This window comes from Streptomyces sp. NPDC053432, assembly GCF_055585365.1.
The window spans coordinates 124,066-146,520 of the sequence record NZ_JBVJKF010000012.1 but is presented as its reverse complement, the minus strand read 5'-3'; the positions used below and the strand labels follow the sequence as shown (position 1 = coordinate 146,520).

Annotated in this window: 20 protein-coding genes; 8 read left to right on the top strand and 12 right to left on the bottom strand. The window is 71.7% G+C overall.

Annotation, left to right across the window (positions count from 1 at the left end; all coding sequences use genetic code 11):
- Nucleotides 1-5 precede the first annotated feature (5 nt).
- The 8 genes from ACZ6Y1_RS21235 to ACZ6Y1_RS21200 are packed head-to-tail and all read right to left on the bottom strand — an operon-like array spanning nucleotide 6 to nucleotide 6,931.
- Nucleotides 6-2,030, bottom strand: a complete 2,025-nt coding sequence (locus ACZ6Y1_RS21235) for an NADH-quinone oxidoreductase subunit 5 family protein (protein WP_469631850.1) — start codon at nucleotides 2,028-2,030, stop codon at nucleotides 6-8.
- A complete protein-coding gene (gene nuoK / locus ACZ6Y1_RS21230; protein WP_469631847.1) occupies nucleotides 2,027-2,389 on the bottom strand; it encodes an NADH-quinone oxidoreductase subunit NuoK in 363 nt (120 codons plus the stop codon). Before nuoK ends, ACZ6Y1_RS21235 begins: the two co-directional genes overlap by 4 nt.
- On the bottom strand, nucleotides 2,389-3,039 hold the full coding sequence (locus tag ACZ6Y1_RS21225; RefSeq protein ID WP_469631844.1) for an NADH-quinone oxidoreductase subunit J family protein: 651 nt from the start codon (nucleotides 3,037-3,039) through the stop codon (nucleotides 2,389-2,391). The genes nuoK and ACZ6Y1_RS21225 overlap by 1 nt, the downstream gene beginning before the upstream one ends.
- Nucleotides 3,039-3,803, bottom strand: a complete 765-nt coding sequence (locus ACZ6Y1_RS21220) for a NuoI/complex I 23 kDa subunit family protein (RefSeq protein WP_469631840.1) — start codon at nucleotides 3,801-3,803, stop codon at nucleotides 3,039-3,041. Before ACZ6Y1_RS21220 ends, ACZ6Y1_RS21225 begins: the two co-directional genes overlap by 1 nt.
- On the bottom strand, nucleotides 3,803-4,771 hold the full coding sequence (locus ACZ6Y1_RS21215) for a complex I subunit 1/NuoH family protein (RefSeq protein ID WP_469631838.1): 969 nt from the start codon (nucleotides 4,769-4,771) through the stop codon (nucleotides 3,803-3,805). The genes ACZ6Y1_RS21220 and ACZ6Y1_RS21215 overlap by 1 nt, the downstream gene beginning before the upstream one ends.
- Entirely contained in the window at nucleotides 4,768-5,922 is a 1,155-nt protein-coding gene (locus ACZ6Y1_RS21210) for an NADH-quinone oxidoreductase subunit C (protein ID WP_469631836.1), read from the bottom strand. The genes ACZ6Y1_RS21215 and ACZ6Y1_RS21210 overlap by 4 nt, the downstream gene beginning before the upstream one ends.
- On the bottom strand, nucleotides 5,919-6,533 hold the full coding sequence (locus ACZ6Y1_RS21205; protein WP_469631832.1) for an NADH-quinone oxidoreductase subunit B: 615 nt from the start codon (nucleotides 6,531-6,533) through the stop codon (nucleotides 5,919-5,921). Before ACZ6Y1_RS21205 ends, ACZ6Y1_RS21210 begins: the two co-directional genes overlap by 4 nt.
- A complete protein-coding gene (locus ACZ6Y1_RS21200; protein WP_469631829.1) occupies nucleotides 6,524-6,931 on the bottom strand; it encodes an NADH-quinone oxidoreductase subunit A in 408 nt (135 codons plus the stop codon). Before ACZ6Y1_RS21200 ends, ACZ6Y1_RS21205 begins: the two co-directional genes overlap by 10 nt.
- Nucleotides 6,932-7,078: 147 nt before the next feature.
- Between ACZ6Y1_RS21200 and ACZ6Y1_RS21195 the strand changes: the two genes are divergently transcribed.
- The 7 genes from ACZ6Y1_RS21195 (at nucleotide 7,079) to ACZ6Y1_RS21165 (ending at nucleotide 16,599) form a co-directional block, all read left to right on the top strand.
- On the top strand, nucleotides 7,079-8,257 hold the full coding sequence (locus ACZ6Y1_RS21195) for a sensor histidine kinase (RefSeq protein ID WP_469631826.1): 1,179 nt from the start codon (nucleotides 7,079-7,081) through the stop codon (nucleotides 8,255-8,257).
- A gap of 273 nt (nucleotides 8,258-8,530) precedes the next feature.
- Nucleotides 8,531-9,835 carry a sensor histidine kinase gene (locus ACZ6Y1_RS21190; protein ID WP_469631822.1) on the top strand — a complete coding sequence of 435 codons (1,305 nt, stop codon included), beginning with the start codon at nucleotides 8,531-8,533 and terminating at the stop codon, nucleotides 9,833-9,835.
- Nucleotides 9,836-10,099: 264 nt separating this feature from the next.
- Nucleotides 10,100-10,759, top strand: a complete 660-nt coding sequence (locus ACZ6Y1_RS21185) for a response regulator transcription factor (protein WP_376662516.1) — start codon at nucleotides 10,100-10,102, stop codon at nucleotides 10,757-10,759.
- 171 nt (nucleotides 10,760-10,930) lie between these two features.
- On the top strand, nucleotides 10,931-12,874 hold the full coding sequence (locus ACZ6Y1_RS21180; protein ID WP_469631819.1) for a 2-oxoacid:acceptor oxidoreductase subunit alpha: 1,944 nt from the start codon (nucleotides 10,931-10,933) through the stop codon (nucleotides 12,872-12,874).
- The gene (locus ACZ6Y1_RS21175; protein WP_469631816.1) at nucleotides 12,867-13,934 is read left to right on the top strand and encodes a 2-oxoacid:ferredoxin oxidoreductase subunit beta; all 1,068 of its coding nucleotides are present in this window, start codon (nucleotides 12,867-12,869) and stop codon (nucleotides 13,932-13,934) included. Before ACZ6Y1_RS21180 ends, ACZ6Y1_RS21175 begins: the two co-directional genes overlap by 8 nt.
- 191 nt (nucleotides 13,935-14,125) lie before the next feature.
- Nucleotides 14,126-15,070 carry an EamA family transporter RarD gene (gene rarD, locus ACZ6Y1_RS21170; protein ID WP_469631812.1) on the top strand — a complete coding sequence of 315 codons (945 nt, stop codon included), beginning with the start codon at nucleotides 14,126-14,128 and terminating at the stop codon, nucleotides 15,068-15,070.
- Between the two features lie 212 nt (nucleotides 15,071-15,282).
- The gene (locus tag ACZ6Y1_RS21165) at nucleotides 15,283-16,599 is read left to right on the top strand and encodes a M28 family metallopeptidase (RefSeq protein ID WP_469631809.1); all 1,317 of its coding nucleotides are present in this window, start codon (nucleotides 15,283-15,285) and stop codon (nucleotides 16,597-16,599) included.
- Nucleotides 16,600-16,669: 70 nt separating this feature from the next.
- On the opposite strand, the gene ACZ6Y1_RS21160 is transcribed toward ACZ6Y1_RS21165, so the two are convergent.
- The 4 genes from ACZ6Y1_RS21160 to ACZ6Y1_RS21145 all read right to left on the bottom strand — a co-directional run bounded on the left by ACZ6Y1_RS21160 (nucleotide 16,670) and on the right by ACZ6Y1_RS21145 (nucleotide 19,852).
- Entirely contained in the window at nucleotides 16,670-17,086 is a 417-nt protein-coding gene (locus ACZ6Y1_RS21160) for a hypothetical protein (RefSeq protein WP_469631807.1), read from the bottom strand.
- Nucleotides 17,083-17,286, bottom strand: coding sequence for a ribbon-helix-helix domain-containing protein (locus tag ACZ6Y1_RS21155; protein WP_225884906.1), 204 nt, complete (start codon nucleotides 17,284-17,286; stop codon nucleotides 17,083-17,085). Before ACZ6Y1_RS21155 ends, ACZ6Y1_RS21160 begins: the two co-directional genes overlap by 4 nt.
- Nucleotides 17,287-17,390: 104 nt before the next feature.
- Entirely contained in the window at nucleotides 17,391-18,620 is a 1,230-nt protein-coding gene (locus tag ACZ6Y1_RS21150; RefSeq protein WP_469631802.1) for a LolA family protein, read from the bottom strand.
- A gap of 221 nt (nucleotides 18,621-18,841) precedes the next feature.
- Nucleotides 18,842-19,852, bottom strand: a complete 1,011-nt coding sequence (locus ACZ6Y1_RS21145; RefSeq protein ID WP_469631799.1) for a polyprenyl synthetase family protein — start codon at nucleotides 19,850-19,852, stop codon at nucleotides 18,842-18,844.
- 305 nt (nucleotides 19,853-20,157) lie between these two features.
- Here ACZ6Y1_RS21145 and ACZ6Y1_RS21140 point away from each other — a divergent pair, with 305 nt between their 5' ends.
- The gene (locus ACZ6Y1_RS21140) at nucleotides 20,158-22,194 is read left to right on the top strand and encodes a CocE/NonD family hydrolase (protein ID WP_469631797.1); all 2,037 of its coding nucleotides are present in this window, start codon (nucleotides 20,158-20,160) and stop codon (nucleotides 22,192-22,194) included.
- Nucleotides 22,195-22,455: the final 261 nt, after the last annotated feature.

Sequence of the window (22,455 nt, the reverse complement as noted above, 5' to 3'; positions counted from 1 at the left end):
TCGGCTCACGATCCGGCGTTGATGTTGGCGAGGACGGCGGTGGCGATCGCCAGGACCACGGCACCGGCGAACAGGGCACTCAGGTAGCTCTGCACGTTGCCGGTCTGGGCGCGGCGGACGAGGCTGCCGAACAGCCGGGGGGCGGTGCCCGCGCCGCGGACGTACGTGTCGACGACCTCGCGGTCGAGGAAGCGGACCAGGCTCGCGGCGGCCCGGACGGGGCGGACGAAGAGGTGGTCGTAGACGGCGTCGAGGTGGAAGCCGACGGCCGCGTGCCGGTGCAGGGGGCCGAGGAGCACCTTGCCCGGGTCGGCGGCGGGGCCGGCCGCGACGGCGGGGTGTTCGTGCGTCACCTCGGCCACCTCGGGGGCTTCCGCGGCGGACTCCGCGACGGTGGCGGCGACGGCTGCCGCGGCCGCGACGCCGTTGACGGCCGGGGTGGTGGCCGCCGCTGCCGCGGCCTTGGCCGTGGCGCGCTGCCAGAGGGCGTAGGTGAGCATCACGCCGACGACCGCCGCGCCCGTGCCGAGGACCGAGGTGACCAGGGTCGGGGTGAGTTCCCTGCCGTCGAACCAGTCGGCGAGGGAGTCCGCCGCGAGGCCGAGGCCGATCGTGGGGACCGCGAGCAGCCACAGCACGCCGGTCATGGCGATGGGCTCCTTGCCGTGGTCGGGGGCGGCCGCACCCCGGCCGTGGAAGGCCATCAGCCACAGCCTGGTGGCGTAGGCGGCGGTGAGCAGGGCGGTCAGCACGCCGGCGATCAGCACCACCCAGCCGGCGCTGCCGGGGGCGAACTCCGAGTGGCCCGTCGCGGTCTGCTCGGCGGCGACGAGGACGGCTTCCTTGGAGAAGAAGCCGGCGAACGGCGGGATCGCGGCGAGCGCGAGCAGCGCGATCGTCATCGTCCAGAAGGCGTCGGGGATGCGCTTGGCCAGGCCGTCCATGCGGGACATGGCGGCCAGGGAGTTCGTCCCGGCGGCGTGGATGATCACGCCGGCGCCGAGGAACAGGAGCGCCTTGAAGGCGCCGTGGGACAGGAGGTGGAAGACGGCGGCGCCGCGGTCGCCGACGGCCAGGGCGCCGGTCATGTAGCCGAGCTGGCCGACCGTGGAGTAGGCGAGGACGCGCTTGATGTCGTCCTGGGCGAGGGCCGCGAGGCCGGAGCCCACCATCGTGACGGCCGCCATGACGGCCATGACCACCAGCGCGGCGGCGGAGGCCGCGAAGACGGGGAGGAGACGGGCGACGAAGTAGACACCGGCGGCGACCATCGTCGCGGCGTGGATCAGCGCGGAGACCGGGGTGGGGCCCGCCATGGCGTCCGGGAGCCAGGTGTGCAGCGGGAACTGCGCGGACTTGCCCGCGACTCCGGCGAGCAGGAGCAGCGCGATCAGGGTCGGGTGGTCGAGTCCGCCCGCGGCGACGGTGCCGAGCACCTTCGTGATCTCGAAGGAGCCGGCGTCGGCGGCGAGCGCGAACAGGCCGATGAGGAAGGGGACGTCACCGAGTTTGGTGACCAGGAAGGCCTTCAGGGAGGCGGAGCGGGCCGCCTCGGTCTCCCAGTAGTGCCCGACCAGGAAGTACGAGCAGATGCCCATGATCTCCCAGCCGACCAGCAGCACCATCAGGTCGCCGGTGTAGACGACGAGCAGCATGGCGGAGGTGAACAGTGAGACCAGACCGGCGTACGAGGGGTAGCGCGGGTCCTCGCGGAGGTAGGCCGTCGAGTAGAGCTGTACGCACGTGGCGACGACTCCGACGAGGACGGCGACCAGGGCGGCGAAGCCGTCCACGTGGAGCGAGAGCTCGATCGGCACCGAGCCGGTCGGGGTCAGCAGGGTCGACGCGTCGACGGCCTTGCCGCCGCCCTGGCGGACGGCGACGAGCACCGCCAGTACGGCGGTGGCGAGCGTCGGCAGGATCGCGAGCGGCCGGACGAATCCGGGCGCGGTGCGGCCGAGGAGGAGTCCCGCGACCCCGCCCAGGAAGGGGAGGAGGGGGACGAGGACGGCGAGGGTCGTCGTGCTCACGCGGTGACCTCGCTCCGGTGGTTCGGGGTGGGCTCGTGGCCTTCGGGCTCGTGGCCTTCGGCGGTGTCGCGCAGGCGGTCGACGTCCGAGGTGCCCCGGTTGCGGTACACCATCAGCACGATCGCGAGGCCGATGCCGATCTCGGCGGCGGCGATCGCGATGGTGAAGAGGGTGAGTGCCTGGCCGGCGTGCAGGGTGTCGCGCAGCCAGACGTCGAAGGCGACCAGGTTCAGGTTGACGGCGTTGAGCATCAGCTCGACGGACATCAGGACCAGGATGGCGTTGCGGCGGGCGAGCACTCCGTACAGGCCCGTGCAGAAGAGGAGCGCCGCGAGCACGGCGGGGTAGGCGAGGTGCATCAGCGCTGCCCCTTCTTGTCGCCGGCGTCGGCGGGGCCGTTGGGGTCGGTGGGGGCGGTGGGGTCGACGGGGTCGGTCTTGCGGGAGAGCACGACGGCGCCGATCAGGGCCGCGAGGAGGAGGACGGAGAGCGCCTCGAAGGGCAGCACCCAGTGCTGGAAGAGGATCTCGCCGGAGACCTTCGTCGACCCCTGGACCGGGCCGTCGAGGTCGATCCAGGTCGTCCGGAAGGCGTCGACGACGACCCAGACGAGCGCGACGGCCGCGATGCCGGCGACGCCGAGGGCGATCCATCGGTTGCCGGAGTCGGCGTCCGGGGAGCGGCCGATGGGCGCCTTGGTGAGCATCAGTCCGAAGAGGAGGAGGACGACCACGGAACCGAGGTAGATCAGCACCTGGACCCAGGCGATGAACTCCGCGGTCAGCAGCAGGTACTCGACGGCGATACCGCCGAGCGCGACGACCAGCCACAGGGCCGCGTGCACGAGCTGCCGGGTGGTGACGGTGACGAGGGCCGCGCCGAAGGTGGCGAGGCCGACGAGGACGAAGGCGATCTCGACGCCGGTCGGCGAGAGGAAGCCGGGTCCGGGCGCCGGGGCGCCCGCGGCTGCGGCTGCGGCTGCGGCTGCGGCGAGGTGGGCGGCGTACATCAGGCGGCGCCTCCCGCCGGGGTCTCGGGGGTGCCGGTTCCCGTGCCGGGTGCATCGCCGGAACCGGGCTCGGAGCCCGGGCCCGCGGCGGCCCCGGTGCCGAGGGTCCCGGGGCCGGGGGTCCCGGGGCCGGGGGTCCTGGGGCCGGGGGTGCCGGGGCCGGAGGTGCCGGGGGCGGGGGTGCCGGGGGCGGGGGTGCCGGGGGCGGGGTGGGTGGTTTCGGCTTCGGCGGCTGCCGCAGCGGCGGCGGCTTCGGCCTTTTCGACTGCCTTGCGGGCCGCGGCGATCTCCTTCGGCTCCTCGGCGGCCGGGTCCAGCGCGGGCGGGGCCGGGACGGTCCACATCCACTCGCGGAGCTTGTCGCGCTCGTGGGTCAGTTCGTGGATGTCCGTCTCCGCGTACTCGAACTCGGGGGACCAGAAGAGGGCGTCGAAGGGGCACACCTCGATGCAGATACCGCAGTACATGCAGAGGGAGAAGTCGATGGCGAAACGGTCGAGGACGTTACGGCTGCGCTCGCGGCCGCCGGGGGTGGCGGCCGGGACCGTCTCCTTGTGCGAGTCGATGTAGATGCACCAGTCGGGGCACTCACGGGCGCAGAGCATGCAGACCGTGCAGTTCTCCTCGAACAGGCCGATGACCCCGCGGGAGCGGGGCGGGAGCTGCGGCTGGACCTCGGGGTACTGGGCGGTGTGCGAGCGCTTCGTCATCGTGCGCAGCGTGACGGCCAGGCCCTTGGCGAGGCCGGATCCGGGGATGGGCATTACTGGATCGCCACCTTCACGATGCCGGTGAGCGCGATCTGGGCGAGCGCGAGCGGGATGAGTACGGTCCAGGCGAGCTTCTGGAGCTGGTCCTCGCGCAGGCGCGGGTAGCTCACGCGGAGCCAGATCACGAGGAAGGCGAGGACCGCGGTCTTGAGGAGGGTCCAGACCCAGCCGAAGTCGCCGGAGCCGAAGGGGCCGTGCCAGCCGCCGAGGAAGAGGACGGTGGTGAGGGCGCAGAGGACGACGATGCCGGCGTACTCGGCGAGCAGGAAGAGCGCGAAGCGCAGGCCGGTGTACTCGGTGTACGCGCCGAAGATGATCTCGGAGTCGGCGACGGGCATGTCGAAGGGGGGCCGCTGGAGTTCGGCGAGGCCGGCGGTGAAGAAGACGAGCGCGCCGACGATCTGCCAGGGCAGCCACCACCACTGGAAGCTCTCGACGATGCCGGGGATGGAGACCGTCCCGGCCGCCATGGCCACGGAGGCGGCGGCGAGCAGCATCGGGAGCTCGTAGGCGAGCAGCTGGGCGGCGGTGCGCAGGCCGCCGAGGAGCGAGAACTTGTTCGCGGAGGCCCAGCCGGCCATGAGGGAGCCGAGGACTCCGACGCCCATGACGGCCAGCACGAAGAACAGGCCCGCGTCGATGACCTGGCCGACGGCGCCCTCGCCGGGGCCGATCGGAATGGCGACGAGGACGAGGAGGTAGGGCAGCAGGGCGACGGCGGGGGCGAGCTGGAAGATCCGCCGGTCGGCGTCGGCCGGGACGATGTCCTCCTTCTGCGCGAACTTCACGCCGTCGGCCACGAGCTGGGCCCAGCCGTGGAAGCCGCCGGCGTACATCGGGCCGAGGCGGCCCTGCATGTGGGCCATCACCTTGTGCTCGGTCTGCCCGACGACGAGCGGGAGCACGAGGAAGACGGCGAAGACGACGATCAGCCGCAGGGCGACGTCGAGGACGTCGTTCACGCGTCGCCTCCGTTGTCGGGGGTGGGGTCGGTCTCGGGTCCGGTCTTGGGTTCGGGCCTGGGTTCGGGCCTGGGTTCGGGCCTGGGTTCGGTGGCCGGTTCGGTGGCCGGTTCGGCGGCGGCCTCCGGCGGGGCGGTCGGTTGCGGCGAGGGCTCGTCGAAGGCCGGCTTCGGGTCGCGCCGAGTCGCCTCCGGCGGGGCGGCCGGGGCGGCGGGCTCGTCGAAGGCCGGCTTCGGGTCGCGCCGAGTCGCCTCCGGCGGGGCGGCCGGGGTGGCGGGCTCGTCGAAGGCCGGCTTCGGGTCGTGCCAGGGCGCGTCCGCGCTGCGGGGGGCCGGGCGCACGTTCTCCGTCGCCGGGCCGGGGGCCGGGGCCGCCGGGGTGGCTCCGCCCGCCTGGCTGGCCGAGCCGTCGGATACGGAGCGGGTGCGGCGGGCCGGGCGGGCGGCCGGGGTTTCCGTGGCCTGGGTGGCCGAGCCGTCCGCCACGGAGCGGGCGCGGCGGGCGGGGGCACCCTCGCGGGCGGCCGCTCCGGCGCCGCGCGGGGTGCGGGCCGGGCGGGCGGGGGCCGGCGGGAGCTGGCCCTTCAGCGGGCCCCAGTCATTGGGGTCCGGGACGCCCGGCGGGAGCATCTGGCGGCGCTTCGGCGCGTCCGGGTCGTGCGCCTCGCCCGGCTCCTTGGCTCCTGGCCAGGCCTTGGCGACGCGCGCGGCCAGGACGAAGTCCTTGCGCAGGGGGTGGCCCTCGAACTCCTCGGGGAGGAGCAGGTGGACCAGGTGCGGGTGGTCGGTGAAGGTGATCCCGAACATCTCGAACGTCTCGCGCTCGTGCCATTCCGCACCGGCGTAGACGGCGACGGCGGACGGCAGGGACGCCGCCGAGTGCGGGACCGTCGTACGCAGGAGCAGCCGGCGCACCCGGCGGTTCTCGAGCGCGACGACGTGGGCGCAGACGCGGAAGCCGGTGCCCGGCTCGTCCACCGCGCTCAGCCAGTCGAAGTACGTGCAGCCCAGCTTGTCCCGGGCGATCTCGAGGGAGGAGATCCACGAGCCGACCGGGACGTCGACCGTGAGGAGGTCGTACGCGGACGAGCCGACGGCCTCCTCACCGAAGACCGTCGCGGCCGCGTCGGGCAGGGAGTCGTAGAGGTTCATGCGCCGGCTCCCGGGGTGGGCGGGGGCGTGACCAGGCCGCTCTTCAGCTGCGCGACGGACGGGCCGGCCGCGTAGCGCTCGGCCAGCGACTCGCGGGCGATCTTCTCCTGGAGCTTGAGGATGCCCTGGAGCAGCGCCTCCGGGCGGGGCGGGCAGCCGGGCACGTAGACGTCGACCGGGATGATCTGGTCGACGCCCTTGGTGACCGAGTACGAGTCCCAGTACGGCCCGCCGCAGTTGGAGCAGGCACCGAAGGAGATGACGTACTTGGGCTCCGGCATCTGCTCGTAGAGCCGCTTCACGGCCGGGGCCATCTTGTCCGTGACGGTGCCCGAGACGATCATCAGGTCGGCCTGGCGCGGGCCGGGCGCGAAGGGGATCACGCCGAGACGGATGAAGTCGTGCCGGGCCATGGACGCGGCGATGAACTCGATCGCGCAGCAGGCCAGACCGAAGTTGAAGACCCACAGGCTGTACCGGCGGCCCCAGTTCAGGACCACCTTCATCGGTTCCGGGGCGAGCCGGGAGAGGACCCCGAGGCGCTTCGGCTCGGGGAGCAGCATGCCCTCAGGCGACGTCACGGTCTGGGGAACGGCCGGTGTCACGTCCATTCGAGGACGCCCTTCTTGTACGCGTAGAGCAGGCCGACGGCCAGGAAGCCCAGGAAGATGAACATCTCGACCAGGGTCGTGGCGCCGTAACCGGCGGCGCCGAACACCGTCGCCCACGGGAAGAGGAAGATCGAGTCGACGGCGAAGATGACGTAGAGGAACGCGTAGACGTAGTAGCGGACCTGGGTGTGCGCCCAGCCCTCGCCCACCGGGTCCACACCGCATTCGTACGTCAGCAGCTTCTCTGCGGTCGGGACGACGGGGCGCAGGAGGCGGCCGGCGCCGAAGGCGACGGCCACGAAGAGCACACCGAGCGCGGCCAGGAGGCCGACGACCGAATAACTCCGGAAGTAGTCCGCCGCGAGCACGGTTACGGTCGATACCGTCGGTTCAGGCACGTCCGTTCCTCGCTCCTCGGCCACTGTCGACGATCTGTTACGGACGGGAGTCTAGGGCCTGCCTCACACGGGGTGGGGTTATCCCCCGTTCACAGCACCCCGGCCACCCCATGGCATCAGGGGGGTCCGCTTGGCAGGCTGTGGCCCATGACCACGAGCCCTGACACCCCCGACAACGATCGGCCTCCCCCGGTACGCGCCGTCTTCAGCGCCGTGACGTGGAAGGAGATCGCCCATCTGGTGACGAATCTGCCGGTGGCGATCATCGGATTCGTTTACACGGTTGTCATGGTCTCCGGCACGGGGGGCCTTTCCGTGACGGCTGTCGGAGTTCCGCTGCTGGCAGGCGGACTCTATTTGTCTCGGCAATTGGGACGGCTGGACCGGGCCCGTGCCCGCGCGCTGCTCGGCGTACGGGTGGACGAGCCGACCCCGATCCCCGGACCGAATCGGTCCGGCGGATTCTTCCCCTGGCTGTGGACGAGCATCAAGGACCCGGTCGGCTGGCGGACGGTGCTGTACCAGCTGATCCGGCTGCCCTGGGGGGTGCTCACCTTCACGGTAGCGCTGACCGGCCTCTTCGTGCTGTGGCCGGTGCTGCCGTACCTGGTGCGGGGAATGGCGAACGTGGACCGCGCGATGGTACGGGGGCTGCTGTCGCCCTCCGACGAGCTGGAGCGGCGGATCGCGGAGCTGGAGTCCGACCGGGGGGTCGTCGTGGACACGGCCGCGGCCGACCTGCGGCGCATCGAGCGGGACCTGCACGACGGGGCCCAGGCGCGGCTGGTCGCGCTGGCGATGGGGCTGGGACTGGCGAAGGAGAAGCTGCTGGAGGACCCGGAGGGCGCGGCGGCGATGGTCGACGAGGCTCACGGGGAGGTGAAGCTGGCACTGCAGGAGCTGCGGGACCTGGCGCGCGGGATCCATCCGGCGGTGCTGACGGACCGGGGACTGGACGCGGCGCTGTCGTCGGTGGCGGCCCGGTGCGTGGTGCCGGTGAAGGTGCTGGTGGACCTGCCGGTGGAGGAGCGGCCGGTGGAGGCGATCGAGGGGATCGCGTACTTCGTGGTGTCGGAGCTGCTGCAGAACGTGAGCAAGCACGCCCGGGCTCGCGGTGCGAGCGTGGAGGTGTGGCGGGCGGACGCGCGGCTGATGATCCGGGTGTCCGACGACGGGTGCGGCGGGGCGGACGTCTCCCGGGGGTCGGGGCTGGCGGGGCTCGGGGAGCGGCTGGGGGCGGTGGACGGGGTGCTGGTGGTGGACTCCCCCGCCGGGGAGGGGACCGTGGTCACGGCGGAGCTGCCGTGGCGGGGGCGCGGCCGGTAGTCGCTGCGGTGCTTTGTTTTCGGGACTCCCGTCCAGGGTGGGCGGGAGTCCCGTCCGCGTTTGCGGGTGCGGCGCGGTGGCGTGAGCCGCCCCGGGCTGCGCCCGGGCTACGCGGGGCTCCGCCCCGCACCCCGCTCCTCAAACGCCGGAGGGGCTGAAACGGCGGGGTGGGGTTAACCCCCCGGTGGGGACGCCTACTCGCCGGATGGTTCGGGTGGGCCCCGGGCGACAGGGTGGTGGGGTATCGGCGGACGGGAAGGACGGGGCGGGATCATGGGGAACGGGACGGGCTTCGGGGCGGTGTTGCGGGCCCCCGTCGAGGGGCGGACCTGGCGGGAGTTCGGGTACCTGCTGGTGGGGCTGCCGCTGAGCACGGTGTACTTCTCGCTCGCCGTCGCGGGGGTGAGCCTCGGCGCCGGGCTGCTGGTCACCTTCCTCGGCATTCCGGTCCTGGCCGGCGTACTCGCCATGTGCCGCGGGTTCGGGCACGTGGAGCGCGCCCGGGTGCGGCACCTGCTGCGGGTCGACATCGCGGCCCCCGCGCGCGTCCGGCCCGGGAAGAGCGGGCCGCTCGCCGCCATGGGGGCGCTGCTCAAGAGCGGGAGCGCCTGGCGGCACGCGCTGTACTCCGTGATCCACTTCCCGTGGGCGGTGTTCGGCTTCTGTCTGGCACTGACGTTCTGGGCGTACGGGTGGGGCTTCCTGCTGTACCCGCTGTGGTTCTGGGTCTTCCCGGCCTACACCAGCCAGTCGGGGCTGATCGTCTTCCAGGACGACGACTACTCCTTCGTTCTCGACTCGCCCCTCGCGATCGCCCTTACCTCCGCCACCGGGCTGGCCCTCACACTCGCCACGCCGTACGTGATCCGGGCCCTGACCACCGTGGACCGGGTACTGGTGGCGGGGCTGCTCGGGGCGTCCCGTCTGGACCACCGGGTGAGCGAGCTGGAGTCCGACCGGGGCGTCGTCGTGGACACGGCCGCGGCCGACCTGCGGCGCATCGAGCGGGACCTGCACGACGGGGCCCAGGCGCGGCTGGCGGCGCGGCCGATGGATCTGGGGCTGGTGAAGGAGAAGCTCGCGCAGGACCCGCGGGCGGCCGTGCGGATGGTGGACGAGGCCCACGGGGAGGTGAAGATCGCCCTCCAGGAGCTGCGGGACCTCGCGCGCGGGATCCACCCCGCGGTGCTGACGGACCGGGGGCTGGACGCGGCGCTGTCGTCGGTGGCGGCCCGGTGCGTGGTGCCCGTACGGGTGGCCGTGGATCTGCCGGCCAGGCCGGCGGAGGCGATCGAGGGGATCGCGTACTTCGTGGTGTCGGAGCTGCTGCAGAACGTGAGCAAGCACGCGGGGGCGCAGGCGCGGGGGGCGGGCGTGGACGTGTGGAAGTCCGGGGAGCGGCTGCTGATCCAGGTCCGGGACGACGGGCCGGGCGGGGCCGGCGTCTCCCGGGGGGCGGGGCTGGCGGGGCTCGCGGAGCGGCTGGACGCGGTGGACGGGGTGCTGGTGGTGGATTCCCCCGCCGGGGAGGGGACGGTGGTCACGGCCGAGCTGCCGTGGCGGGGGCGCGGCCGGTAGTCGCTGGCGGTTCTGTTCGGTTCTCGTCTCGGTTGTCGTCTCGGTTCTCGTCGGGACTCCCGTCCGGGTGGACGGGGGTCCCGCTCGCGTTTCCCCCGCCCCGCACCGGGCTCGCACAGGCCGGAAGGGCTGGATTCGGCCCACGCCGTGTGTCGAGGACTGCCCAAAGATCGCCTCAAACGCCGGCGATGCTGGGATGCTTGGCCCAGTCAGGGAGTTGTGGGAACGAGTGGACGCGGGGGCAGCGGAATCGTGGACGACAGGGTGCGGGTGGTCATCGCCGAGGACTCGGTGCTGCTGCGTGAGGGCCTGACCCGGTTGCTGACCGACCGGGGGCATGACGTCGTGGCCGGCGTCGGGGACGCGGAAGCCCTGATCAAGACGGTGGCGGACCTGGCGGCCGAGGATGCGCTGCCGGACGTGGTGGTGGCCGATGTGCGGATGCCGCCGACGCACACCGACGAGGGCGTACGGGCCGCCGTGCGGCTGCGGCGCGACCATCCGGGCATCGGCGTGCTCGTGCTGTCGCAGTACGTGGAGGAGCAGTACGCCACCGAACTGCTGGCCGGTTCCACGACCGGGGTGGGCTATCTGCTCAAAGACCGGGTAGCCGAGGTAAGAGAGTTCCTGGACGCGGTGGTACGCGTGGCCCGGGGCGGTACCGCACTGGACCCGGAGGTCGTCGCCCAGCTGCTCGGGCGCAGCCGGAAGCAGGACGTGCTGGCGGGACTGACCCCGCGCGAACGCGAAGTGCTCGGGCTGATGGCCGAGGGGCGTACCAATTCGGCCGTGGCGAAGCAGCTGGTGGTGAGCGACGGTGCCGTCGAGAAGCACGTCAGCAACATCTTCATGAAGCTGGGCCTCTCGCCGAGTGACGGGGATCACCGGCGTGTTCTGGCCGTTCTCACCTACCTCAAATCTTGATCCACTGACACTCTGTCAGGTACGGCAGATGCGGCACTTACGGCATACCGGCCGGGCCGTCTCAAGCGGCGGTCCGACGGTCCAGAATGTGGTCGCTCCCCTGGAAGCCCTCCCTGCGGACGTAGGGTGGGTTCCGTGGGGGAGCCCACGCCTCGAAGGAGGTCCAGTTCAGTGACCAGCCAGGTCAGCAGCCCAGCCGAGCAGGCCGACGGGGCTGGGGGTGCGGTTGTCGGTGGACAGCGCACCCCGGCGAGCCCGGGCGGCAAGGAAGTACGCCGACTCGATCGTGTGATCATCCGATTCGCGGGTGACTCGGGTGACGGCATGCAGCTCACCGGTGACCGGTTCACCTCGGAGACGGCGTCGTTCGGCAACGACCTCTCCACGCTGCCGAACTTCCCCGCCGAGATCCGGGCCCCTGCCGGCACCCTGCCCGGCGTGTCGTCGTTCCAGCTGCACTTCGCGGACCACGACATCCTCACGCCCGGCGACGCCCCGAACGTGCTGGTCGCGATGAACCCGGCCGCCCTGAAGGCCAACATCGCCGACGTCCCGCGCGGCGCCGAGATCATCATCAACACCGACGAATTCACCAAGCGTCCGATGGCGAAGGTCGGGTACGAGACCTCTCCGCTGGAAGACGGATCGCTCTCCGCCTACAACATCCACCCCGTCCCGCTGACGACGCTGACGGTGGAGGCCCTGAAGGACTTCGGGCTGTCGCGGAAGGAGGCGGAGCGCAGCAAGAACATGTTCGCGCTGGGTCTGCTGTCGTGGATGTACCACCGGCCGACGGAGGGCACGGAGAACTTCCTTCGACAGAAGTTCGCGAAGAAGCCGGACATCGCCGAGGCGAACGTGGCCGCGTTCCGGGCGGGCTGGAACTTCGGCGAGACCACCGAGGACTTCGCGGTCTCCTACGAGGTCGCCCCCGCGACCCGCGCCTTCCCGACGGGTACGTACCGCAACATCTCGGGGAACCTGGCGCTGTCGTACGGGCTGATCGCCGCCTCCCAGCAGGCGGATCTGCCGCTCTACCTGGGCTCGTACCCGATCACGCCGGCCTCGGACATCCTGCACGAGCTGTCCAGGCACAAGAACTTCGGCGTGCGCACCTTCCAGGCCGAGGACGAGATCGCCGGGATCGGCGCGGCGCTCGGGGCCGCTTTCGGCGGGGCTCTGGGTGTGACCACCACCTCCGGGCCGGGTGTGGCGCTGAAGTCGGAGACGATCGGGCTGGCGGTGTCGCTGGAGCTGCCGCTGCTGATCGTGGACATCCAGCGCGGCGGCCCGTCCACCGGGCTGCCGACCAAGACCGAGCAGGCCGACCTGCTCCAGGCGATGTACGGGCGGAACGGCGAGGCGCCGGTGCCGATCGTCGCCCCGCGCACCCCGGCGGACTGCTTCGACGCGGCGCTGGACGCGGCGCGGATCGCGCTGACGTACCGGACGCCGGTGTTCCTGCTCTCCGACGGCTACCTCGCCAACGGCTCCGAGCCCTGGCGGATCCCGGAGACCGCGGACCTGCCGGACCTGAAGGTGCAGTTCGCGACCGGGCCCAACCACGAGCTGGCCGACGGCACCGAGGTGTTCTGGCCGTACAAGCGGGACGCGCAGACCCTGGCGCGGCCGTGGGCCGTGCCCGGTACCCCGGGTCTCGAACACCGCATCGGCGGGATCGAGAAGCAAGACGGGACGGGGAACATCTCCTACGACCCGGCCAACCACGACTTCATGGTCCGTACCCGTCAGGCCAAGATCGACGGGATCCGGGTCCCCGACCTGGAGGTCGACGACCCGGACGGCGCCCGCACCCTCGTCCTGGGCTGGGGCTCCACCTACGGCCCCATCACCGCCGCCGTCCGCCGCCTGCGGCTCGCCGGCACCCCCATCGCCCAGGCCCATCTGCGCCACCTCAACCCCTTCCCGAGGAATCTGGGGGAGGTCCTGGAGCGTTACCAGAAGGTAGTGGTGCCGGAGATGAACCTCGGGCAGCTCGCGAGCCTGGTCCGCGCCAAATACCTGGTGGACGCGCAGTCGTACACGCAGGTCAACGGAATGCCGTTCAAGGCCGAGCAGCTCGCGACGGTTCTCAAGGAGGCCATCAATGACTGAGGTGACCGACGCTCCCAAGCTGCTCTCCCTGGTCCCGAAGGCGGAGGCCAGGCAGTCCGCGAAGGACTTCAAGTCGGACCAGGAAGTCCGCTGGTGCCCCGGCTGCGGCGACTACGCCGTCCTCGCCGCCGTCCAGGGCTTCATGCCCGAGCTGGGCCTGGCGAAGGAGAACATCGTCTTCGTCTCCGGCATCGGCTGCTCCTCCCGCTTCCCGTACTACATGAACACCTACGGGATGCACTCCATCCACGGACGCGCCCCCGCCATCGCCACCGGCCTGGCCACCTCCCGCCGCGACCTCTCCGTCTGGGTCGTCACCGGCGACGGCGACGCGCTCTCCATCGGCGGCAACCACCTCATCCACGCCCTGCGCCGCAACGTCAACCTCAAGATCCTCCTGTTCAACAACCGGATCTACGGGCTGACCAAGGGCCAGTACTCACCCACCTCCGAACTCGGCAAGATCACCAAGTCCACGCCGATGGGCTCGCTCGACGCGCCCTTCAACCCGGTGTCGCTGGCGATCGGCGCGGAGGCCTCCTTCGTGGCGCGGACGGTGGACTCCGACCGCAAGCACCTCACCGAGGTGCTCCGCCAAGCCGCCGACCACCAGGGCACCGCCCTCGTGGAGATCTACCAGAACTGCAACATCTTCAACGACGGCGCCTTCGAGGTCCTGAAGGACAACGAGCAGGCCCAGGAGGCCGTGATCCGCCTGGAACACGGGCAGCCGATCCGCTTCGGCGTGGACGGACACAAGGGCGTCGTCCGCGACCAGGCCACCGGCGACCTGCGCGTCGTCGAGGTCACCTCGGACAACGAGTCGCAGGTCCTGGTGCACGACGCACACGCCGCCGGCCCCACCACCGCCTTCGCGCTCTCCCGCCTGGCGGACCCCGACACCCTGCACCAAACCCCGATCGGCGTCTTCCGCAGCGTCGAGCGGCCCGTCTACGACACCCTGATGGCCGACCAGCTCGACACGGCCGTCGACCAGAAGGGCAAGGGCGACCTCGGCGCCCTGCTGACCGGCAACGACACCTGGACCGTCGTCGGCTGACCGGCCCACGCGCCGGCAGCAGGAAGAAGCAGGAAGAAGCAGGAAGCAGGCCCGGGCCTCCCGCACAGGAGGTCCGGGCTTCTTCGTGCCGTCACGGCAATGTCATGAGTATCTCCCCGTAACGGTCGTGACATCCGAGCCGTGCGGCGCTACCTTCGAGAGATTGGCCGAAAAGTCGTACAGGAGGGCCCGTGGAGGCACAGAGCGAGCAGCGCGCGGGTCTGCTCTACGGATTCGGCGCGTACGGACTGTGGGGGCTCGTCCCCCTCTTCTGGCCGCTCCTCAAGCCCTCCGGGGCGGTCGAGATCCTCGCCCACCGCATGGTGTGGTCCCTGGCCGTGGTCGGAGTGGCACTGCTCGCGCTGCGCCGCTGGGGCTGGATGCGGGAGCTGCTGCGCCAGCCCCGCAAGCTCGGCCTGACCGCGCTCGCCGCCTCGATCGTCTCCGTGAACTGGGGCCTGTACATCTGGGCCGTCAACCACGGCGCCGTCGTCGAGGCGAGCCTCGGCTACTTCATCAACCCCCTGGTCAGCATCGCGATGGGGGTGCTGGTGCTCGGTGAGCGGCTGCGCCGCGCGCAGTGGGTGGCGGTCGGCATCAGCTTCGCCGCCGTCCTCGTGCTGGCCGTCGGGTACGGGCGGCCGCCGTGGATCTCACTGGTCCTGGCCTGCTCCTTCGCCACGTACGGGCTGATCAAGAAGAAGCTCAACATGGGCGGCCTGGAGTCCCTGACCGCCGAGACCGCCGTACTGTTCCTGCCCGCGCTCGGCTACCTGGTCTGGCTGAGCGCCCAGGGGCAGTCCACCTTCGCCACGCAGGGGGCGGCGCATTCCGCTCTGCTCGCCGCGACCGGCCTGGTGACCGCGGTCCCGCTGGTGTTCTTCGGGGCCGCCGCCATCCGCGTGCCGCTGTCCACCCTCGGACTGCTCCAGTACATGGCGCCGGTGTTCCAGTTCGGGCTCGGCGTCCTCTACTTCCACGAGGCCATGCCGCCCGAGCGCTGGGTGGGATTCTCCCTGGTCTGGGCCGCGCTCGCCCTCCTGACCTGGGACGCGCTGCGCACGGCGCGGCGCTCGCGGGCGGCGCTCGAAGCGGCTCCCGTCGCCGCCACCGCTCCGGCGCGCGAACCGGCTTAGCCCTCCGCATCACACGCCTCACCCCTGTCACGGTCCCCGGTACGAAACCCACGTACCGGGGACCGTCCGTTTTCCGAACTGCCCTGACCGAATTGTGGTCTTGACGGACAGTCACGCTTTCACTCAACATCAGGCTCGCACTGACGCACTAACGCTCACCCGCTCTATACCGCTCGTTCCGTTTCATCCCCGCGGAATTCCGGAGCCCCCACATGAGCCTGTCCGTCTCCCGGCGCCTGGCCGCCGTGACCGCCGTCGCGGTCGCGGGCCTGTTCGCCGCCACCGCCCCCGCCGCGCTCGCCGCCCCCACCGCGGTGACCGCTGCGCCCACCCCGCCCGACATCCCGCTGGCCAACGTCAAGGCCCACCTGTCGCAGCTCTCGACCATCGCCGCCAACAACGGCGGGAACCGGGCCCACGGCCGGACCGGTTACAAGGCGTCGATCGACTACGTGAAGGGCAAGCTCGACGCGGCCGGTTTCACCACCACGCTGCAGACCTTCACCTACAGCGGCGCGACCGGCTACAACCTGATCGCCGACTGGCCGGGCGGCGACCCGAACTCGGTCCTGATGTCCGGGTCGCACCTGGACTCGGTGACCGGCGGCGCCGGCATCAACGACAACGGCTCCGGCTCGGCCGCCGTGCTGGAGGCCGCGCTCGCCGTGTCCCGTGCGCAGCTCCAGCCCACGAAGCACCTGCGCTTCGGCTGGTGGGGCGCGGAGGAGCTGGGCCTGGTCGGCTCGAAGTACTACGTCAACAACCTGCCGGCCGCCGAGAAGGCGAAGATCTCCGGCTACCTGAACTTCGACATGATCGGCTCGCCGAACCCGGGCTACTTCGTCTACGACGACGACCCCACCATCGAGCAGACCTTCAAGAACTACTACGCGGGCCTCGGCATCCCGACCGAGATCGAGACCGAGGGCGACGGCCGCTCCGACCACGCCCCGTTCAAGAACGCGGGCATACCGGTGGGCGGTCTGTTCTCCGGCGCGGACTACACCAAGACGGCCGCGCAGGCGCAGAAGTGGGGCGGCACGTCGGGCCAGGCCTTCGACCGCTGCTACCACTCCTCGTGCGACTCGCTGTCGAACATCGACGACACCGCCCTGGACCGCAATTCCGACGCCATCGCCTACGCGATCTGGAACCTCGGGGCGGCCACGCCGGTCCCGCCGGGCCCGTCCTTCGAGAACACGGCCGACGTGAACATCCCGGACTCCCCCGGGGCCGCGGTGACCTCGCCGATCACGGTCTCCGGCGTCACGGGCAACGCGCCCGCCACCACCAAGGTCGACGTGAACATCGTCCACACCTACCGCGGTGACCTGGTGGTCGACCTGGTCGCCCCGGACGGCACGGTCTACAACCTGCACAACCGCAGCGGCGGCAGCGCCGACAACCTCGTCCAGACGTACACCGTCAACGCCTCCAGCGAGGTCGCGAACGGGGTCTGGAAGCTCCAGGTCAAGGACCTGGCCGCACAGGACGTCGGCTACATCAACAGCTGGAAGATCACTTTCTAGCCCGTTCCGGCGGACCGGCGGCCCCGGCGCGATCCCCTCGGATCGCGCCGGGGCCCTCGCGCCATTGCCGCTACGCGTCCTCCGCGCGCCCCGGCAGCGAGGCCGACAGGGGCTCCTCGATCCGGGCGCGCAACTCCTGTGCCACGGCGGCGACGTCAGCGCGGCCCAGCTTCGCCGCCTCCACCAGGTCGCCGAGTTCCTCCGGCGACGGCAGTTGCTTCGCCCCGGCGACGCGCAGGTACGAGCGGGTCGCGGCGGCCGCGTAGAACTCGTTCATCGGCGATTCCAGGGCGGGGCACACGGCGAGGGTGTGCAGAAACGCCGCGGCCCGCCACGCGGTGTCCGGGGCGGGCTGTTCGGGCACGAGGACGAGGTCGTTCTGGTGCCGGGCGACCGCGGCGGCGACACCGGAGGGGTCCCACACCGCGGGGTCGGAGGGGAGGTGGTGGGCCAGGGCGGTCCATGCCCACTCCATGGTGATCTTCAATTGCCGAACCGCTCCTGGAAGTAGCCCCAGTGGTCCGCGAACTCCTCGATGCCGGAGAGGAAGTTCTTCCGGTCCTCGTCGAGTTCGCGTTCCGTGACCTCGGTGATCAGTGCGGTGACCGTGGTCCCGAGCGCCGCCGCACGCGCCTTCAGACGCTCGTGGAACTCTTCGTCCAGGCGGATGGTCACGTGTCTCGACATCCCCCCACCGTACAGCGGGGCCGCTGTACGCGGCACCGCCACGGCAGAAGGGTGGGCCGGGACACAGTCCCGGCCCACCCTTCGAACACCCCGGCTACACGGGGTTACTTGTTGGCGTCGGCCGCCTTCACCAGGGCGTCCTTGGTGACCGCGCCGACGTAGACCTTGCCGTCGTCCGTGATCAGGGCGTTGACCAGACGGGTGGACAGGACGCGGCCCTCACCGAACGTGCCGGTGACCTTGTCGCCGAGGGAGTTCAGGAACTGCTTGGCCTCCTTCGGCGCGTTCTTGTCGTTCTCCAGCTCCTTCAGGCCCTTACCCGCGCCGGAGTCGATGCGCGCGACGGTCGCCCAGCCCTCGCCGAGCACCTTCACGTCACCGCCCTTGCCGTTCGCGCCGGGCGCGGCACCGTCCATCAGGCCGCCGAGGCCCGGGAAGGAGTCAAGAGCGCCCTTCCAGTGCTCGTCCGACCCGGCCTTGCCCTTCTCGCCCTTGCCGTGCCCGTCCGCGCCCTCGGTCACCTTGGCGCCCTTCGGCGCGGTGAAGGCGAAGGTGTCGGCGGACGGCTTGGCGAAGTCCACCTTGGTGAAGCCCGCGTCCACGATCGGCTTGCCGCCCTGGCTGGAGAGGAGCTGCACGCGCAGCGGCACGCCGTTCTTCGCGTCGACCGCGATCTGGACCGAGCCGACCGTGGAGCCGCTCTGCTTGGGCTTGAGCACCAGCTGGTAGGCGTCCCGGCCGGCCACCTGCACGGTGTCGCCCACACCGACGTCGGTGGTCGGGCCGGCGGCCTTCAGCACGTCCTGGGCCAGCTGCTGGGGGGAGGCCGGGAGCCCCTCGCCCTTCCTGTGCTCCGCGCCCTTGCCGGCCTCCGGGTTCTTCTCGTGGAAGACCTCGTTGGACTTGGAGTCGTAGCCCCACACGTCGTCGCCGTTGTGGATGAGGCTGTACTCGTCCTTGCCGTCGAGGAACGTCAGCTTCTGGCGGTCCGGGCCGTCGGCCGCGACGCGGAAGGTGTGCGTGCCGTTCGCCAGCTGCGCGACCTTGTCCTCCGGGTTGGCCGAGCCGCCGGCGACGCCGCCGCCACCGAGCAGGCCCGACGCGAGCTTCGGCAGACCCAGGTCGGTGCTGATCCTGGCGGTGCCGGAGAGCTGCTCCACGTCGGAAGCGGCGATCTTCTCGATCAGCTGCTGCGCCGTCACCTTCGGCAGGTCGGGTCCCGCGGCGTTGGCGAGGGCCGGGACCAACGCCACGGTCGCCGCGGCCACACCCGCCACCGCCACCGGTACTGCGTACCGGGCGACCTTGCGAGAAGTGTTCGTGTTCGCTGCCATGTCAGTGCCCTGCCCTCTGTGTCCAAGGCGGCGACCCCCGTGTCGCCGCGCTCACCCGATCTGGTGGGGTTGATGACTCCATCTGACCAAAACGGCGGCGCCGGGGCGTCACCCCCCGGACGCAACTGCGCGTACGACCGTGGGATGACACGGGAAGGGCCCCTCCACCCCGACCCGTAGGGGTCGGTGGGCGGAGGGGCCCGTTCCGGTACTCGTCGGGACTAGCCGGCGCGGTGCACCACCGCGTCGCAGAGTTCCTCCAGGGCCGACTTCGCGAAGTTCTCGGGCAGCGGCGCGAGCATGGCGCGCGCGTCCTGCGCGTACTGGATCGTGTCGCGGCGGGCCTGCTCCAGGGCCGGGTGCGCGCGCAGCCTGGTCAGCACCTCGGCGTGGCGGGCGTCGTCCGTGAGGTCGCCGTCCAGGAGGGACACCAGTTCCAGGTCGTCCGGGTTCCCGCCCTTGGCCGCCATCTCCCGCAGCCGCAGCACGGGCAGGGTGGGGATGCCCTCGCGCAGGTCGGTGCCCGGGGTCTTGCCCGACTCGTGCGCGTCGGAGGCGATGTCGAGGACGTCGTCGGCGAGCTGGAAGGCGGTGCCGAGCCGTTCCCCGTACTGGGTGAGGATGTCGACGACGGACTCGTCGGCGCCGGACATCAGCGCGCCGAAGCGGCCGGAGACGGCGATGAGCGAGCCGGTCTTGCCGGCGATGACGTCGAGGTAGTGCGCGACGGGGTCGCGGCCGTCGCGCGGCCCGGCCGTCTCCAGGATCTGGCCCGTGACCAGCCGCTCGAAGGCCTCCGCCTGGATGCGTACGGCCTCGGGGCCGAGGTCGGCCAGGATGTGCGAGGCGCGGGCGAACAGGAAGTCACCCGTCAGCACGGCCACCGAGTTGCCCCAGCGGGTGTTCGCGCTGGCCACACCGCGGCGCACGTCCGCCTCGTCCATGACGTCGTCGTGGTACAGCGTGGCGAGGTGCGTGAGCTCCACGACGACGGCGGAGGGCACGATCCCCGGCGCGTACGGATCGCCGAACCGGGAGGCGAGCATCACGAGCAGCGGCCGGAAGCGCTTGCCTCCGGCGCGCACGAGGTGCTGCGCGGCTTCGGTGATGAAGGGGACTTCGCTCTTGGTGGCTTCCAGCAGACCCGCCTCGACGGCGGCCAGTCCGGCCTGGACATCGGTCTCAAGAGCCTGGTCCCGCACGCTCAGTCCGAACGGCCCGACGACGGTCACGAGGGGTACTCCTGTCTGCTGACGATCACGCTGACGACCACCTGGATCGTCGTCGTGTCGCTGCCATCACTCAACCCAGCGTATCGGGTCTGTTTTCGATCACGGAGAGGGCCCGTCCGGCGTCATCCGCGCACCGCCCGAACCGCACCGGTATGTTCATGAGAAGCCGAAACAACCGGGGAATCCGTTTTGTCCAGAACTGCGGCCGATGCGGACGAGCCCGCGGATCGATCCCGGGCTTCGGCTTCCCGGCGAGCTGTCGCACTTCGCCGGGGCCCGCTGACGTCCACCGAGGTGGCTGCCGAATGATCATCCGTACCGAGTTCCCGTACGAGACCACCCGCGAGGACGTCCGGATCCCGCTCCCCGACGGTGTCGAGCTGTACGCCCGGGTCTGGCGCCCGGTCACGGACGAGCCGGTTCCGGCGCTGCTGGAGTACCTCCCGTACCGGCTCACCGACTGGACCGCGCCCCGCGACTGGGAGCGCCACCCCTGGTACGCGGGCCACGGCTACGCCTCCGTACGGGTGGACGTGCGCGGCCACGGCTGCAGCGGGGGCCGTCCGGGTGACGAGTACGACGCCCGCGAACTGGCCGACGGGGTCGCAGTGGTGGAGTGGCTGGCGGCGCAGCCCTGGTGCACGGGCTCGGTGGGCATGTTCGGGATCTCCTGGGGCGGCTGCAACTCCCTCCGGATCGCGGCCCTGGCCCCCGCACCGCTGAAGGCGGTCGTCACGGTCTGTTCGAGCGACGACCGCTTCGACAACGACGGGCACTACATGGGCGGCTCGGTCCTCGCCGTCGACATGCACGCGTGGGCGGCCACCATGCTGGCCTTCGCCTCCCGGCCGCCGGACCCGCGGTACGTCGGCGACGGCTGGCGCCAGCAGTGGCTGGACCGGCTGGAATCGGTCGAACCCCTGGTCCACACCTGGCTCTCGCACCAGACCCGCGACGCGTACTGGCGCCACGGCAGCGTCTGCGAGGACTACTCGGCGATCCGCGCGGCGGTCCTCGCGGTGGGCGGCTGGCACGACCCGTACCGGGACACCGTGCTGCGGCTGGTCTCCCACCTGCCGCACTCGCGCGTCCGGGGCCTGATCGGGCCCTGGTCGCACCAGTACCCGGACCGGGGGCTGGCGCCGGGCCCGGCGATCGGCTTCCTCCAGGAGACCCTGCGCTGGTGGGACCACTGGCTGGGGCCCGGTTCCGACCGCGCCTCCGGCACGGGCGACGACGGCGTGATGGGCGAGCCGCTGCTGCGTTCCTGGATCAGCGAGTCGCACCCGCCGGCCACGGTGTACGAGGAGCTGCCGGGCCGCTGGGTCGGCGACCGGAGCTGGCCCCCGGCCTCCGTCGTCCCCGTGCCGTACGGGCTGCAGGGCGCGCCGGTGGTGGTCGCCTCCCCGCAGCACACCGGGCTGGACGCGGGCCGCCTCTTCCCCTTCGGCAACGACGCGGACCTGCCGCCGGACCAGCGGGAGGAGGACGCGAAGTCGGCGTGCTTCGAGTTCCCGGTGGGCAGCGGGCCCGACGCGGAGACGGTGGAGATCCTCGGACGGCCGTCGGTGACGCTGCGGCTGCGCCTGGACGTGCCGTACGGGCAGGTCGTGGCCCGGCTGTGCGACGTAGCGCCCGACGGCGCGTCGACGCTGGTCACCAGGGGCGCGCTGAACCTGTCCGCGCGGCACGGCCGGGACCGGGCGGTGCCGTGGCCCGTCGGCTCGTACGAGGACGTCACCTTCGAGCTGAACGGCATCGGGCACTCCTTCCCGCCGGGGCACCGCATCCGGCTCGCGCTGTCGTCCGCGTACTGGCCGTGGATCTGGCCGCGGGCGGGCTCGGAGGCGGGCTGGATCCTGGACCCGGCGGGCAGCGTCCTGACCCTCCCGGTCCGGACGGCCTCCCCCGCGGACGAGGGGATCGTCTTCGAAGCCCCGGAACAGTCGGAGCCGCTGGGCGTGGCCTACCCGGCCACCCTGGACGAACCGCGGCCGGAGCGGCTGGTCGTACGGGACGTGGCGCGCGGGGTGTGGCGGCTGGAGGTGGACCCGCGGTACGGGGGCACGCGGGTGTACCCGGACGGGCTGGAGTACGGCGAGGACGCGGTGGAGGAGTACGAGATCGCCGACGGGGACCCGCTCTCCGCCCGCACCCGCTCGGAGTGGCGGATCCGGCTGCACCGGCCAGAGCTGGGGTGGGACGTGCGGGTGGAGACGCGGTCGGAGATCGCGTGCGACGCGGGCGGCTTCATGACGTCGAACGAGGTGGTGTGCCGGGAGGGCGACGAGGTGGTCTTCCACCGCACCTGGGAACGCCGGCTGCCGCGCAGCGCGGGCTAGCCGGCCGCGGCACAGCCGCCCTGCCGGGCGCCCTGGGGCTCCGTCCCCGGAGCCCGCGCCTCAAACGCCGGCGGGGCTGGATCTGCCCCGCCGCGTCCGCCAGAGGGGGCTGGACTGCCCGGAGGGCCATTTCAGCCTCGCCGGCGTTTGAGGCGCGGGGGTCCGTCCCCGGAGCCCACCGGCAGACCGGCCGTCAGCCGAAGAGCCGTTCCAGGACCACCGCGATGCCGTCGTCCTCGTTGGACAGCGTCACCTCGTCCG